The 15,310-nt window shown below is 60.0% G+C and carries 13 protein-coding genes; 5 read left to right on the top strand and 8 right to left on the bottom strand.

Translation table 11 applies throughout. The features are described from left to right. The first annotated feature begins 263 nt into the window (after nt 1–263). Nucleotides 264–869, top strand: a complete 606-nt coding sequence (locus tag CRO75_RS33520) for a cold-shock protein (protein ID WP_009045290.1) — start codon at nt 264–266, stop codon at nt 867–869. 78 nt (nt 870–947) lie between these two features. On the opposite strand, the gene CRO75_RS08725 is transcribed toward CRO75_RS33520, so the two are convergent. Beyond that, nucleotides 948–1,154, bottom strand: a complete 207-nt coding sequence (locus CRO75_RS08725) for a SlyX family protein (RefSeq protein WP_007931136.1) — start codon at nt 1,152–1,154, stop codon at nt 948–950. A 3-nt stretch (nt 1,155–1,157) separates the two neighbouring features. Next, a complete protein-coding gene (locus CRO75_RS08720) occupies nt 1,158–1,583 on the bottom strand; it encodes an HIT domain-containing protein (protein WP_009045292.1) in 426 nt (141 codons plus the stop codon). Nucleotides 1,584–2,506: 923 nt separating this feature from the next. On the opposite strand from CRO75_RS08720, the gene CRO75_RS08715 reads away from it, so the two are divergent. Next, nucleotides 2,507–3,871, top strand: coding sequence for an OprD family porin (locus tag CRO75_RS08715; RefSeq protein ID WP_053262394.1), 1,365 nt, complete (start codon nt 2,507–2,509; stop codon nt 3,869–3,871). Nucleotides 3,872–4,062: 191 nt separating this feature from the next. On the opposite strand, the gene CRO75_RS08710 is transcribed toward CRO75_RS08715, so the two are convergent. Next, entirely contained in the window at nt 4,063–4,902 is an 840-nt protein-coding gene (locus CRO75_RS08710; RefSeq protein ID WP_009045294.1) for a mechanosensitive ion channel family protein, read from the bottom strand. Nucleotides 4,903–5,043: 141 nt separating this feature from the next. Next, entirely contained in the window at nt 5,044–5,529 is a 486-nt protein-coding gene (locus tag CRO75_RS08705) for a YajQ family cyclic di-GMP-binding protein (protein WP_007931144.1), read from the bottom strand. A 146-nt stretch (nt 5,530–5,675) separates the two neighbouring features. Here CRO75_RS08705 and CRO75_RS08700 point away from each other — a divergent pair, with 146 nt between their 5' ends. The 3 genes from CRO75_RS08700 to CRO75_RS08690 are packed head-to-tail and all read left to right on the top strand — an operon-like array spanning nt 5,676 to nt 9,256. After that, nucleotides 5,676–6,593: a putative 2-dehydropantoate 2-reductase gene (locus tag CRO75_RS08700; RefSeq protein WP_097135004.1), complete on the top strand. Its 918-nt coding sequence runs from the start codon at nt 5,676–5,678 to the stop codon at nt 6,591–6,593. Between the two features lie 45 nt (nt 6,594–6,638). After that, nucleotides 6,639–8,675, top strand: a complete 2,037-nt coding sequence (locus CRO75_RS08695; RefSeq protein ID WP_097135003.1) for an ATP-binding protein — start codon at nt 6,639–6,641, stop codon at nt 8,673–8,675. Between the two features lie 2 nt (nt 8,676–8,677). Further along, nucleotides 8,678–9,256: a cob(I)yrinic acid a,c-diamide adenosyltransferase gene (locus CRO75_RS08690; RefSeq protein ID WP_097135002.1), complete on the top strand. Its 579-nt coding sequence runs from the start codon at nt 8,678–8,680 to the stop codon at nt 9,254–9,256. A 77-nt stretch (nt 9,257–9,333) separates the two neighbouring features. Here CRO75_RS08690 and CRO75_RS08685 read toward each other — a convergent pair whose 3' ends face one another. From CRO75_RS08685 to secA, 4 genes are all read right to left on the bottom strand, one after another. Next, the gene (locus tag CRO75_RS08685) at nt 9,334–10,272 is read right to left on the bottom strand and encodes a Nudix family hydrolase (protein WP_097135001.1); all 939 of its coding nucleotides are present in this window, start codon (nt 10,270–10,272) and stop codon (nt 9,334–9,336) included. Further along, nucleotides 10,269–10,901: a glutathione S-transferase gene (locus CRO75_RS08680; RefSeq protein ID WP_097135000.1), complete on the bottom strand. Its 633-nt coding sequence runs from the start codon at nt 10,899–10,901 to the stop codon at nt 10,269–10,271. Before CRO75_RS08680 ends, CRO75_RS08685 begins: the two co-directional genes overlap by 4 nt. Before the next feature lie 104 nt (nt 10,902–11,005). Then, a complete protein-coding gene (gene argJ / locus CRO75_RS08675) occupies nt 11,006–12,223 on the bottom strand; it encodes a bifunctional glutamate N-acetyltransferase/amino-acid acetyltransferase ArgJ (protein WP_097134999.1) in 1,218 nt (405 codons plus the stop codon). A 123-nt stretch (nt 12,224–12,346) separates the two neighbouring features. Beyond that, nucleotides 12,347–15,088: a preprotein translocase subunit SecA gene (gene secA / locus CRO75_RS08670; protein WP_097134998.1), complete on the bottom strand. Its 2,742-nt coding sequence runs from the start codon at nt 15,086–15,088 to the stop codon at nt 12,347–12,349. Between the last annotated feature and the right edge of the window lie 222 nt (nt 15,089–15,310).

Raw genomic sequence — 15,310 nt, 5'->3', positions numbered from 1 at the left:
CTGGCTCTCTAGAACAAGGCTTTGCCCGATAGTCCGGTATTCCCTTAGGACAACCAGGGTTTTCTCCCTCCTCCCGGCCACAGCGCCTGATTTGAGAAGGCCTGGGCTTTGCTGTTAAATAGAGGCCGTGTCGTTGTTGCCTATTTCTCGGCCTCAGCGCATAGGCTGATCCCGCGCACGTGCTCACCGCCTCCCATTGTTCAGAAGCGAACCGTGCACGCTCAGCTCTTCCTTGTGATCCGTCTTAACGTGAGTTCATTAAAATGTTGAAAATCGTCCACCTGCTAACGGGCGCAGCAGCCTTGCTGCTGTCCTTTATCCCTAGCCTGCGATCTGAAGCCGTTCCCTTCCTGCAACAACCCGATGCTCTTTACCTGGCCTTTTTCGGCCTGCTCAACCTGACACTGGCTCCGGTTATCCCCTACTGGAACAAAGGCCCGCGTCACCAACTGCAAAACCTGGTCAGCGCGCTCCTGGTGCTGGCGGTGGTCTTGCAGACCTTGACCCTGCTGGCACCAATGCCGGTTATCGCAGGTCAACCGGCTGTGCTGTTCAGCCTGCTGACCGCGGCGATCGCCGTTCTTCTGCACCTGGCCGTCAGCTTCTATAAATCGTCCCCCTCGACCAATACGTCGCAAACCTACGACATGAGCAATCGCGATACCGGCACCGTCAAGTGGTTCAACACTTCGAAGGGTTTCGGCTTCATCTCTCGCGACTCCGGCGATGATATCTTCGTGCACTTCCGCGCCATCCGTGGCGAAGGTCACCGCGTCCTGGTGGAAGGCCAGCGCGTGGAGTTCTCCGTCATGAATCGTGACAAGGGCCTGCAAGCCGAAGACGTGATTGCGGCGTTGCCGCGGCGCTGATTCACGCTCCAAAAAAAACCGCGACGCAGCCATGCTGCTCGCGGTTTTTTATTGCCTGAACGTCCGGTCGCCCGATGCTCAGTAATGTGGCGGCGGAGCCTCTTCTTCGAATGATTCGAACTGCCCCACCATTTCCTCTTGTCGCTTGAGCAAGGCGGCCATTTGCAATTGCAGACGTTCGACCACCCGCTGCTGCCCTACCAGCACGTCGTTCAGGGCTTGAATGGTGTCATCCTGAAAAGCCAATCGGCTTTCCAGATCGGTTACCCGCTCTTCCAGGTTCATGACTCAGCCCTCCAGAAACTTGAAATCATCGGTCAGGACCAGTCGTAACCGCTCACGAATCGCAGCCACCTGTTCGGCGGCATAGGGCTTGGCAGGCAGCTTGCCCCATACCGGAGCAGGCCAGGCCGCATCGTCGCGCTTGCGAACGATAACGTGCATGTGCAACTGGCTGACGACATTACCCAGAGTCGCCACATTCAACTTGTCCGCATCGAACGAGTCTTTAAGCAACTCCGCCAGCGCCGTGGTTTCTCGCCATAGTTGCTGCTGGTCCGCGTCATCCAATTGAAACAACTCACTGATATCTTCCCGGCGCGGAACCAGGATGAACCACGGGTAATTGGAATCGTTGGACAACAGCAGCCGACAAAGGGGGAAATCCCCAATGGGCAGTGTGTCTTGTTGAAGTCGTGGATCTAAAGCGAACACCGCGCGTACTCCCGCTCAGCTCATCAAGTTTCAGCTTAGCGAACGCCATGACCGGCTGCCCGCCAAGCGACAGAACGGCAGCATACCTGCGAAAGCTCTTGCGTTCATTGCTCTGCTGCGCAGATCCCGCCTCAACATCCATCCTCGATGCCACGCGTCAGAGCGCCCCAGCCTGGAACATTTTCCAGCGGGCTGCACCATGACAGAACGAAGCTCATAAAAAACAGGGAGAAAACCGCGAAATAGCCCCTTCCCTGCGCATTCTTCCAGTGCCCGACGCCGGATTATGATTGAGCTGCATCAAGAAACTTTTGCACCAAAACCTCACAGTGCGTCTACGCTCAGTGCGTTAACCATCCGCCATCTACTCACTCAGCAGGGTGAACCGGTAACGTTTTGGAATGACATGCGTTTTTTTCAGGGATCAACACCAGGAGAACAGGGAACGTCAAGCCCAAACAAAACGACCTTAAAACCACTGTTTTATGCGGTTTTTACAGCCAGAAGGGCTATCACCGAAAAAAACTCGGTGCCTTTGCGTTTTGTGCACGCTTGTTGCATTCACACCCACATTGTCCCAGGAGAAGCCACCGGAAAAAGGCCTCTCCTGTGACTAATAACAATAGTGGCAAGGCTGCCCCATGGAGATTTGACTGCTTGACCAAAGTTCTTTTTGTTCCAGGTTCAAGCCTTCGAAAACAGCGCTGAAGTTGTCAGTCCGGGTACATGCGGACTGCGGATTTGCGACATTGATCGAGCATTTTGCGACAGGGTCGTAAAGAAGCTGAAAGGACTGATACGCAAGTATCGCCAACATTGTCGGCGTGATATAAGTTTGCGCCGACACAAAAAGAAAGAGCCGCCCAGATAATAAAACAGGTGGGACGGCAGTACTCTTCTAAAAACCAAAGGAGCAAATCACGATGCGCGTGATGAAGTGGAGCATGATCGCACTGGCAGTTGCAGCAGCCGCCAGTACTCAAGTGGCTACGGCCGCACCTTTTGTAAGTGACCAATCTGAAGCCAAGGGCTTTGTTGAAGACGCTAAGTTCGACGTACTGCTGCGTAACTATTACTTCAACCGTGACAACAAAGACCACAGCAACGATCAGAAAGACTGGACCCAGGGTATCTGGGGTAACTTCAGTTCTGGTTACACCCAGGGCACCGTAGGCGTCGGCGTCGATGCGTTCGGTTACCTGGCGATCAAACTGGACGGCGGCGACGGCACTGGCGGGACCGGCAACATGAGCCGCGACTCCGATGGCGACGTCAACAACAGCCAGGGCAAAGCAGGCGCTGCGGTCAAATTCCGCATATCCAAAACCGAGTTGAAAGCTGGCGACATGCAGCCAAGCACCTCCCCGGTCTTCGCGGTCGGCGGTTCCCGGATCCTTCCTCAAACTGCCAGCGGTTTCCAACTGCAGAGCAGCGAGATCAAAAACCTTGATCTGGAAGGTGGTCACTTCTATTCGGCCACCAGCCAGGACTCCAACGCCCGTAACGGCAACTTGTATGCTAACTATGCCGGCGTAGCATCCAACAGCATCGACTACTTCGGTGGCAAGTACGGCATCACCGACAACCTGAGTGCATCGCTCTACGGTGCCAAGCTGGAAGACATCTGGAACCAGTACTACGCCAACCTGAACTACACCATCCCGATGGGTGGCGATCAGTCGCTGAACCTGGACGGTAACATCTACCGCACCACCGATGCTGGCAGCGCCAAGGCTGGTGACATCAGCAACACCACGTTCTCCCTGGCAGCTGCTTTCTCGTTCCTGAAAGCACACACCATTACCGTCGCTTTCCAGAAGGTCAATGGTGATACTCCATTCGACTACATCGGTGTAGGTGGTCACGACTCCTCCCGGCGCGGTGCCAACCGTGGCGGCGACTCGATCTTCCTCGCCAACTCCATCCAGTACTCTGACTTCAACGGCCCGAACGAGAAGTCCGCACAGATCCGTTACGATCTGAAAATGGCCGAGTACGGCGTTCCTGGTCTGAGCTTCATGACCCGTTATGTCAAAGGCTGGGACATCGACGGCACCGGTCTGGCTGACAACAGCGTGTACCGTAAAAGCAACGGCGATCCGATTTACGGTGCCGATGGCAAACACAACGAGACCAACTTCGAAGCCAAGTACGTTGTTCAGTCTGGCCCGGCAAAAGATCTCTCCTTCCGCGTGCGCCAAGCTTGGCACTTCGCTAACAGCGACCAGGGTGAAGGCGATATCAAAGAGTTCCGCCTGATCGTCGACTACCCACTGTCGATCTTGTAATAGCGGTTACTTCGCAAGTAATAAAAAAGGCCCATCATTCGATGGGCCTTTTTATTAGGGCTGGCGGCTCGCTGAAGCTCCGGTTGTCGACAGCTTATTGTTACAGCCAGGTTTCAAATACCCTCCAGCGAGCACCGCGTTAAAAGCCTGACCACTCGATCAGACTTTTAATCCCTATCCCCGTTACTTACTCAAACAGCCGCTTCCTGAACCACACGAATCACTCGTTGTGGAAACGGAATATCAATACCCGCTTCCTTCAAGCGATCACGGGACAACTCGTTGAAGCGGAACATCACATCCCAGTAGTCCGCGGTTTTCACCCAGACTCGCAAGGAAAGAGTAATGGCGCTGTCACCCAGCATGGAAACCACCGCCACCGGCTCCGGATCGGCCAGCACACGCTCGTCCTTGGCCAGGTCCAGCAGAACCTCACGGGCCTTTTGCAGGTCAGCCTCGTAGTTCACGCCGACATCGAAGATCACTTTGCGGGTCAGCTGGCGGTTGTGGTTGGTGATGATGCCGTTGGACAGGTTGCCGTTAGGTACGATGACGGTCTTGTTGTCACCGGTACGCAGCACCGTATGGAAGATCTGGATGCTGTCGACCGTGCCGCTGATGCCTTGGGCTTCGATCACGTCGCCGATGCGGAAAGGACGGAACAGCAGGATCAGCACGCCACCGGCGAAGTTGGCCAGGCTGCCTTGCAAGGCCAGGCCGATGGCCAGGCCCGCCGCACCGATCGCGGCAACGAACGAAGTGGTTTCGACACCGATCATCGAGGCCACGCTGACAACCAGCAGCACCTTGAGAATGACGTTCGCCAGGCTGCTGATAAAACCCTGCAGGGCCTGGTCGGCATTACGCAGCGCCAGCAGCTTGCCGACTTTTTGCGTCAGGCTGTTGATCAGCCACCAGCCGATGGCCAGCGTGATGACGGCCAGCAGTACCCGACTGCCGTATTCCATGATCATCGGAATCCAGGCTTGGGAAGCCTTGACCAGGTTGTCCACTTCAGCATTCAAATCCATCTATCTCTCCTGATTCCCGGCTGCCGGGCACACAAAAAACAAGGGCAGAACGAGTAGCTTTCTTTATAAAGGCTTAATCGTTTCTGCCCACTACTCGGGCCTCGGACGCCAATAAACTCGCGAGGTTCCCGAAAAATCCCATCAGTCGCGGAAGTTGTTGAACTGCAGCGGCATGCCGAACTCTTTCGCCCGCAGGGCGGCGATGGCTTCCTGCAGATCGTCGCGCTTCTTGCCGGTCACCCGTACCTGCTCGCCCTGGATCGCAGCCTGGACCTTCAGCTTGGCGTCCTTGATGTGGGCAACGATCTTTTTCGCCAGCTCTTTGTCGATGCCTTCCTTGAGGGTGGCTTCCTGCTTCATCACCTTGCCCGAAGCGTAAGCGTCCTTGACCTCAAGGCACTGCACATCGATCTTGCGCTTGACCAGGGCCAGCTTGAGGATCTCGATCATCGCTTCCAGCTGGAATTCGGCTTCAGCGGTCAGGTTGACGGTGAGTTCCTTTTCCTTGAACTCGAAGCTGCCCTTGCCCTTCAAGTCATAGCGGCGGTCCAGCTCCTTGACGGCGTTTTCCACGGCGTTGGTGACTTCGTGTTTGTCCAGTTCGGATACCACGTCGAACGACGGCATGTCATTTCTCCAATAAAAAAAGGGGCGCAGCTCGATAAAGATGGAGCACGCCCGGTTTGCGGTTAAAATCCGGGCTCATTATAACGGGTCTTTCCCCTCCTTCACTGCGAGCCTCGCATGCGCCTGCCAAACCGAGCACCACGCTGATGTCGACTACCTGGCACATTCTGGGCGCGGGCAGCCTCGGCACCCTGTGGGCGACACGCCTGGCCCGGGCCGGCTTGCCGGTACGCCTGATCCTGCGTGATCAGTCCCGCCTGCAGGCCTACCAGGCCGCGGGTGGGCTGACGCTGGTGGAACAAGGGCAGACCAGTTTTCATGCCATTCCCGGCGAGACGGTCGACAGCCCTGAGCCCATCACTCGTCTGCTGGTAGCCTGCAAGGCCTATGACGCGCAACAGGCCGTCAGCCAGCTGGTCTCGCGCCTGACGCCGGATGCCGAACTGGTCCTGCTGCAGAACGGCCTGGGCAGCCAGGACGCCGTGGCCGCCCAAGTGCCGCAGGCCCGCTGCATTTATGCCTCGAGCACCGAAGGCGCCTTTCGCGATGGCGACTGGCGCGTGGTGTTCGCCGGTCATGGCTACACCTGGCTGGGGGACGCCAGCCACCCCACCGCGCCCTTCTGGCTCGACGACCTGAGCGCCAGCGGCATCCCCCATGAATGGAGCGCGGATATCCTGACCCGCCTCTGGCGCAAGCTGGCGCTCAACTGCGCGATCAACCCCCTGACGGTCCTGCACGACTGCCGCAACGGCGGCCTGCTGCAGCACCATTGCGAAGTGGCGATGCTGTGCGTCGAGCTGAGCGAACTGCTGGAACGTTGCGGCCAGCCCGCCGCGGCCGAGAACCTGCAGCAGGAAGTGGAGCGGGTGATCCAGGCGACCGCCGCCAACTACTCCTCCATGTACCAGGACGTCGCCAGCCGGCGCAGGACCGAAATCAGCTACTTATTGGGGCATGCCTGCGACGTTGCCGCCAGGCACCAGCTGCATCTGCCCAACCTCGGCCGCCTGCGCCGGCTATTGGTGGAACACCTGCAACAGCGCGGATTGCCCAGCGACTGAGCAGCGGCTACGCTGCCCACGTGTTCCTCTCTAGCGACGTCCCCGATGCCATTGCGCCAGCGCCTTGAAAACCTGCCGGTCGGCCAAAAACTGCTGGCCGCCTTGCTCGTCCTGCTGATTACCGTACTGCTGGTCGCCAACCTGACCTTTATCAGCGCCGCCTACTGGATCTCTCAGGAAAGCATGGCGCCGCAAGCCTTGCAGACCATCGGCCGACTGGTATCCAACCCGACCCTGGCCGCACAGGCGCTGGACTCGCCACAAAACGCCGAGAAGCTGCTCAACGAACTCAACAGCTACTCTCCCCTGCGCGCCGCAGCGATCTATGACGGCAAGGGCACTCGCCTGGCCCAGTTGCAACATGGCGAACGCCTGAACCTGCCGGAACGCTATCGGCATATCGAAGCCTGGCAACTGACCGAATTTCGCAGCAACCAGATCATCACCCTGCCCCGCGCCGGCCAGCCCCCCGGCCACCTGTTGCTGGTGGCCAGCAGTGAGCTGCCGATGGCCTTCTACACCGGCACCCTGACCGCGAGCCTGGGCATCCTGATCTTCAGCGTACTGCTGTGGCTGATCATTGCCCGACAGATCAAACGGCTGATCACCCAACCCATCCATCAGCTGGAAGAACTGTCCCGGCAGGTGACACGCGAGGAAAACTATTCCCTGCGCGCCGCCCGTGGCAACCACGATGAAATCGGCAGCCTGGCCGAGGCCTTCAACACCATGCTGTCGCGCATCGAAGCGCGAGAACAGCAACTCAAGCGGGCCCGCGACGACTCCCAGGCGGCCTATGACCAGGCCCAGGGGTTGGCCGAGGAAACCCGCCATACCAACCGCAAGCTGGAGCTGGAAGTCCAGGTGCGCAGCAAGATCGAAAAGAAACTCACCGGCTTTCAGAACTACCTCAACAGCATCATCGACTCGATGCCCTCGGCGCTGATCGCCCTCGACGAGCAGCTCTATGTCACCCAATGGAACCAGGAGGCCAGCGCCCTCTCCGGCACCCGCCTGGACGAAGCGTTGAATCAGCCGATCTTCCTCGCCTTCGAACCGCTCAAGCCGTTCCTGCCGCAACTCAAGGAAACCGTGGAGCAACATACGGTCACCAAGGTCGAGCGGGTCACCTGGGTCAAGGACGACGAAGCCCGGCATTACGCCCTGACCTTCTACCCGCTGATGGGCGGTGCCGGGCGCGGCGTGGTGATCCGGATCGACGACATCACCCAGCGCCTGTCCCTGGAAGAAATGATGGTGCAGTCGGAAAAAATGCTCTCCGTGGGCGGCCTGGCCGCCGGCATGGCTCACGAAATCAACAACCCGCTGGGGGCCATCCTGCACAACGTGCAGAACATTCGTCGGCGCCTGTCCCCCGAGCTGGCGAAGAATCAGGAACATGCCGAGCAGATCGGCATCGAGCTGGAAACCGTCAACCGTTACCTGCAGAGCCGCGAAGTGCCGCAACTGCTCGATGGCATTCAGCAGGCCGGAGCCCGGGCGGCGAAGATCGTGACCCATATGCTCAGCTTCAGCCGACGCAGCAACCGGCAGATGGCGCCTTGTGACCTGCCGGCGTTGATCGACCAGGCCGTGGAGATTGCCGGCAACGACTTCGACCTGGCCATAGGCTTCGACTTCAAGGGCCAGGCCATCATCCGCCAGTTCGACCCACAACTGGGGCCGGTGCCCGGTACCGCCAACGAACTGGAGCAAGTCCTGCTCAACCTGCTGAAAAACGCCGCCCAGGCCATTCACCAGCGCGTGGATGACAGCGAACCCGGGCGCATTATCCTGCGCACCCGGCTGAACCCGCCCTGGGCGGAAATCCAGGTCGAGGACAACGGCATCGGCATGAGCGAAAACGTGCGCAAACGCACCTTCGAGCCGTTCTTCACCACCAAGGAAATCGGCCAGGGCACCGGCCTTGGGCTTTCGGTCTCTTACTTCATCATCACCAACAATCACAAAGGCCAGATGGAAGTGCAGTCGACGCAGGGCCAGGGCACTTGCTTCACCTTGCGTTTGCCATTGGCGGGCAGTCAGCCGCCACCACTGGAACATCCCCCACTGGAGAGGTAAGCATGGGCTTTCGCTTGTCGAAGATTTACACCCGCACCGGCGACAAAGGCGAAACCGGGCTGGGTGACGGGCGCCGGGTTCCCAAGGACCATCCGCGGGTCGAGGCCATCGGCGAAGTCGATACGCTGAATAGCCAGCTGGGGCTGCTCTTGGCCGGGCTGGCGGAACAGCGTCTAGAGCATCCCGGCTTGCAAGAGCTGATCGACGTCCTGGCGCCTTGCCAGCACCGCCTCTTCGACCTGGGTGGCGAGTTGGCCATGCCGGTTTATCAGGCACTCAATACCGCGGAAGTCGAACGCCTGGAAGCGGCCATCGATGCCTGGAACGAAGAGTTGGGGCCACTGGAGAATTTCATCTTGCCGGGCGGTTCGGCCTTGATTGCCCAAGCCCATGTCTGTCGCAGCCTGGCGCGCAGTGCCGAGCGACGCTGCCAGCATCTGAATGCCATGGAACCGCTGGAGGGGGTCGGCCTGGCCTACATCAATCGCCTGTCCGACCTGCTGTTCGTGGCGGCGCGCCTGATTGCCAAGCGCCAGGGGATTGCCGAGATTCTCTGGCAGGCGGCGGCCAAACCCGAATAGCGGGCGTTTTTCTCCGCCGGTCGCGAGCAAGCCCGCTCCTGCAACTTATGCAGGAGCGAACTGGCGGGTGAATGGCCTCAGGGCCAGAACGCGCGAATCCCCGCCACCCCTTGCGCACCGGCCTGCCAGGCCTGCTCGCGCTGATCCGGACCGACACCGCCCAGCAGGTACACCGGCTTGTTGAAACCGCTGATCAGTCGGGCGGCCTGCTCCCAACCCAGTGGCTGCGCCTCAGGGTGGGTCTGGGTCGGCTGGACCGGCGACAGCGTCACGAAGTCCACATCCATCTGCTGCGCCAAGGACAACTCTTCAGCATTATGGCAAGACGCTGCCAGCCAACGCTCCTTGCCAAAGGGACGCCCGGCGCTGGCGTATTTGCGCAGCTGCGCCGAGGTGATATGCCAGCCCGCCGAGGGGAAATCCCCCAGCCATTCGAACGGCCCCTTGAGCATCAATTGCGCCTTGCCCGCACACAGGCCGACCGCATCCACCGCCAGGTCGCGGTATTGCGGGTCGTAGCCGTTGGGCGCGCGTAGCTGGATCAACTTGCTGCCACCGGCAATGGCCTTCTGCATGCCCCGCAACAGCGCCGGTGTTTCCAGGCCTTCCGGGGTGATCAGGTAGTCACTCGGCAAGCGCGCCGCCGCCACGATCGGCTGGTTGGCCGCCGGGAACTCGTAGTCCTCCAGCTCACGGGCCGTGATCCAGACCAAAGGCTGGCCCTCGGCGCCATGGGGTTCGCCGGTAAAGGCGCACACCTCCCAGACATCCAGCAACACCTGCTTGTCCGGATAATCGTGCTGCACCTTGATCAAAGGCCGCGCCTGGGACACCACAATGCCCAGTTCCTCCTGCAGCTCACGGGTCAACGCCGCTTCCACCGCCTCGTCCGCTTCAACCTTGCCGCCGGGAAACTCCCAGAGGCCACCCTGATGCTGGGTATCGGCACGTCGGGCAATCAGGATCCTGCCGTCGGCATCACGGATAACGGCCGCCGCCACATGTACTCGTTTCACCGCACTGCTTCCTCTAAACCGGCTTTCTGCCAGGCCTTGAAGGCTGGCCATTGATAGATCGTTTCAACATAGGCGGCATCGACAGCCGGCAGCGCCACCCGATAGGTACGCAGGCGCACGGCGACTGGCGCAAAAAAGGCGTCCGCCAGGCTGACCCGGCCAAACAGGAAAGGCCCTGGCTCGGTCGCGACCGCGCGACATTCCGCCCATAAAGCCAGCATCCGCTCGATATCGGCCTGGGCCTCGGGCGGCATGGGTGAAAGCGCGGCATCGCGGCTCAGGTCGAACGGCAGATTACCGCGCAAGCCGAAAAAGCCACTGTGCATCTGCGCGCAGGCGGAGCGGGCCTGGGCACGGGCGGCCACATCCCGCGGCCAGAGCTCGGCTTCGGGAAAACGCTCGACCAGGTATTCGGCAATCGCCAGGGAGTCGGCAATGGTGCCGTGCTCGGTCTTCAGCAAAGGGACTTTGCCGGTCGGCGAATGCTTGAGAATCAGCTCGCGGGTATCGGGCTGGTTCAGCTTGATCAGTTCTTCGGTGTAAGTCGCGCCGGCCAGCTCAAGCGCCAGGGCGGCGCGCAGCGACCAGGAGGAATAGAGTTTGTCGCCGATGATCAGGTGAAGATTCATGTCGGGCACCTTTCAGAGGAGATGGAGGCCCGGGGCCTCCATCGCGAGCAGGCTCGCTCCTACACGTGATGCGTCGCGTCCATGTAGAAGCGAGTAGCGGTGTATCAGGTACGGTATTCCGCGTTGATTTTCACGTACTCGTGGGACAGGTCGGTGGTCCAGATGGTTTCGCTGCAATCACCGCGTCCCAGCTCGATGCGGATGGTGATTTCTTCCTCCTGCATCACCGCCGCGCCCTGGGCTTCGGTGTAGGTGGCGGCACGCGCGCCACGGCTGGCGATACACACCTCACCGAGGAAAACGTCGATCTTGCTCACATCCAGGTCCGGCACGCCGGCACGACCGACGGCGGCCAGGATACGCCCCCAGTTCGGGTCGGACGCGAACAGCGCAGTCTTGATCAGCGGCGAGTGGGCCACGGTGTAGCCGACATCCAGGCACTCCTGGTGATTGCCGCCGCCGTTGACTTCGACCGTCACGAACTTGGTCGCGCCTTCACCGTCACGCACGATGGCCTGGGCCACTTCCATGCACACGTCGAACACCGCCTGCTTCAGCGCGGCGAACAGCGGGCCGCTGGCCTCGGTGATTTCCGGCAGGGCTGCCTGGCCGGTGGCGATCAGCATGCAGCAGTCGTTGGTGGAGGTATCGCCGTCGATGGTGATGCGGTTGAACGACTTGTTGGCGCCATCCAGCAGCAGGTTCTGCAGCACTTCACGGGAGACTTTGGCGTCGGTGGCAATGTAGCCGAGCATGGTCGCCATGTTCGGACGAATCATGCCCGCGCCCTTGCTGATGCCAGTGACGGTGATGGTCACGCCATCGTGCTGGAACTGACGGCTGGCACCCTTGGGCAGGGTGTCGGTGGTCATGATGCCCTTGGCGGCGGCGGCCCAGTTGTCCACGGACAGGTCATCCAGTGCGGCCTGCAGCGCGCCTTCGATCTTCTCGACCGGCAGCGGCTCGCCGATGACCCCGGTGGAGTACGGCAGTACGGCGCGGGCATCGACGCCAGCCAGCTCGGCCAGCTTGGCACAAGTGCGGGTCGCGGCGGCCAGGCCTGGCTCACCGGTACCGGCGTTGGCGTTGCCGGTGTTGGTCAGCAGGTAACGCACAGGGCCTTGCACGCGCTGCTTGGCCAGGATCACCGGAGCGGCACAGAACGCGTTCAAGGTGAACACACCGGCCACCGTAGAGCCCTCGGCACAGCGCATGACCACAACATCCTTGCGCCCCGGGCGCTTGATGCCCGCCGAAGCGATACCAAGTTCAAAACCGGCAACCGGGTGCAACGTTGGCAAAGGACCAAGACCAACAGCCATGAATGCGCTCCTCTTTAACCTGATGTGTGCACCGCCATCGCAAAAGGCAGTGCGGCGAATGGAAAAACGCCGCGACGGCTGATGCCGGTCGCGGCGCGGGTATTTCAGTGTCTGGCGAAAATCTTAGTTGATCTGGCCGTGACAGTGTTTGTACTTCTTGCCCGAACCGCAGTAGCACAGTTCGTTGCGGCCCAGTTTCTGCTCGTTGCGTACCGGAGCCGAAGCCAGGGCCACGTCGACATCGACGCCCTCTTCCAGCGCTTCCGGCTGTTCCAGGCCCGGGGCTTCGGCATGCTCGAACTGCATGCGCTGGGCCAGCGCCTCGGCTTCCTGGCGCAGGCGCGCCTCTTCCTCGACCGGATCCTCGCGGCGAACCTGAACGTGCGACAGCACACGGATCGAGTCGCGCTTGATGGAATCCAGCAGCTCGGAGAACAGGGTGAAGGACTCGCGCTTGTATTCCTGTTTCGGGTTCTTCTGCGCATAACCACGTAGGTGAATACCGTGACGCAGATGATCCATGGTCGACAGGTGGTCTTTCCACAGGTCATCCAGTACGCGCAGAACGATTTGTTTCTCGAAGGTGCGCAGTGCTTCGGCACCGGCCTGGTCTTCTTTCTCGTTGTACGCCGCCACCAGCTCGTTGAGCAGCTTCTCGCGCAGGGTTTCTTCGTACAGGTGATCGTCTTCGTCGAGCCATTGCTGGATCGGCAGGGACACACCGAAGTCGCTTTGCAGCGCAGCTTCCAGACCGGCCACGTCCCACTGCTCAGGCAGCGATTGTGGAGGGATGTGCGCGCTGACGGTGGCGTTGAGCACGTCCTGGCGGAAGTCGGAGATGGTCTCGCCGATGTTGTCCGCGGCCAGCAACGTGTTACGCATGTGATAGATCACTTTACGCTGTTCGTTGTTGACGTCGTCGAACTCGAGCAGTTGCTTGCGAATGTCGAAGTTGCGGCCTTCTACCTTGCGCTGGGCCTTTTCAATCGCGTTGGTCACCATGCGGTGCTCGATCGCTTCGCCGGACTGCATGCCCAGAGCCTTCATGAAGTTCTTCACCCGGTCGGAGGCGAAGATGCGCATCAGGCTGTCTTCCAGGGACAGGTAGAAACGGCTGGAACCGGCGTCGCCCTGACGACCGGCGCGACCACGCAGCTGGTTGTCGATGCGGCGCGATTCATGACGCTCGGACGCGATCACCTGCAAGCCGCCGGACTCCAGCACTCGCTGGTGGCGCTTCTGCCAGTCGGCCTTGATCTGGGCAATCTGCTCGGGGGTCGGGTTTTCCAGGGAGGCGACTTCGACTTCCCAGTTACCGCCCAACAGGATGTCGGTACCACGACCGGCCATGTTGGTGGCGATGGTCAGGGCGCCCGGACGACCGGCCTGGGCAATGATTTCCGCTTCTTTTTCGTGGAACTTGGCGTTCAGGACCTTGTGCTCGATGCCTTCCTTCTGGAGCAGGTTCGACATGTGCTCGGAAGTTTCGATGGTCGCGGTACCCACCAGAACCGGACGGCCCTGGGTCATGCATTCCTTGATGTCATTGATGATCGCGGCATATTTCTCGTCCGCGGTCAGGAACACCAGGTCGTTGTAGTCTTTACGAGCCAGCGGCTTGTTCGGTGGAATCACCATCACCTGCAGGCCGTAGATCTGATGGAACTCGAACGCTTCGGTGTCCGCGGTACCGGTCATGCCGGACAGCTTGGTGTACAGACGGAAGTAGTTCTGGAAGGTGGTCGACGCCAGGGTCTGGCTTTCGGCCTGGATGTTGAGGTTCTCCTTGGCTTCGATGGCCTGGTGCAGGCCTTCGGACAGACGGCGACCCGGCATGGTACGACCGGTGTGTTCGTCCACCAGGACCACCTGGCCATCCTGGACGATGTATTCGACGTTGCGATTGAACAGTTTGTGCGCGCGCAGACCGGCATAGACGTGGGTCAGCAGGCCCAGGTTGTGCGCCGAGTACAGGCTCTCGCCTTCCGCCAGCAGGCCGACCTGGGTCAGCATCTCTTCGATGAACTGGTGACCGGCTTCGTTGAGTTCGACCTGACGGGTCTTCTCGTCGACGGTGAAGTGACCGGCCTTGGTGACCTCGCCTTCCACTTCCTCGATGTGCTGCTCAAGGCGCGGGATCAGCTTGTTGATCTCGGTGTAGAGCTTGGAGCTGTCTTCGGCCTGGCCGGAGATGATCAGCGGGGTACGGGCCTCGTCGATCAGGATCGAGTCGACTTCGTCGATCACGGCAAAATTGAGCTCGCGCTGGAACTTGTCTTCCATGCTGAAAGCCATGTTGTCGCGCAGGTAGTCGAAACCGAATTCGTTGTTGGTGCCGTAGGTGATGTCGGCGGCGTAGGCGGCGCGCTTCTCTTCCGGCGGCTGGAACGGCGTGACCACGCCGACCGTCAGGCCGAGGAATTCATACAGCGGGCGCATCCAGTTGGCGTCGCGGCGGGCCAGATAGTCGTTCACCGTGACCACGTGCACGCCCTTGCCGGACAGCGCGTTGAGGTAAACGCCCAGTGTTGCTACCAGGGTCTTGCCTTCACCGGTACGCATTTCGGCGATCTTGCCTTCATGCAAGGTCATGCCGCCGATCAACTGTACGTCGAAGTGGCGCATACCCATGACCCGCTTGCCGGCTTCGCGGGCGACCGCAAAGGCTTCGGGAAGCAGTTTGTCGAGGTTTTCACCTTTGGCTATGCGGGCCTTGAACTCTGCAGTCTTGGCGCGCAACTGATCGTCCGAAAGGGCCACCATTTGCTCTTCGAAGGCATTGACGATCTGTACCGTCTTGAGCATGCGTTTGACTTCACGCTCGTTCTTGCTTCCAAAAAGTTTCTTTAACAAAGGCGCAAACATATCGGCAGGATCTTCCACACATAGGGATGGAGGGCGGCCCCGTGAGTCGCCCGTGCAGCCCTCATGGCCGCATGCGAACGAGTATTCTACCCGGAAACGATGGTGAGGAAAGTGGCGTTATTCCACGATGCTGGTACAGCGCTGTGACGGGGCTCACTTACAATAAGGCCTTTTGCGCCAGTTTCAACCCGGACGAGTACGAAGTTAACCATTGATTTAATG

Source organism: Pseudomonas sp. LAMO17WK12:I10 (assembly GCF_900215185.1).
Lineage (GTDB): Bacteria > Pseudomonadota > Gammaproteobacteria > Pseudomonadales > Pseudomonadaceae > Aquipseudomonas > Aquipseudomonas chlororaphis.
The sequence above is the reverse complement of the archived record's forward strand: the minus strand, read 5'-3'. Positions and strand labels throughout refer to the sequence as shown.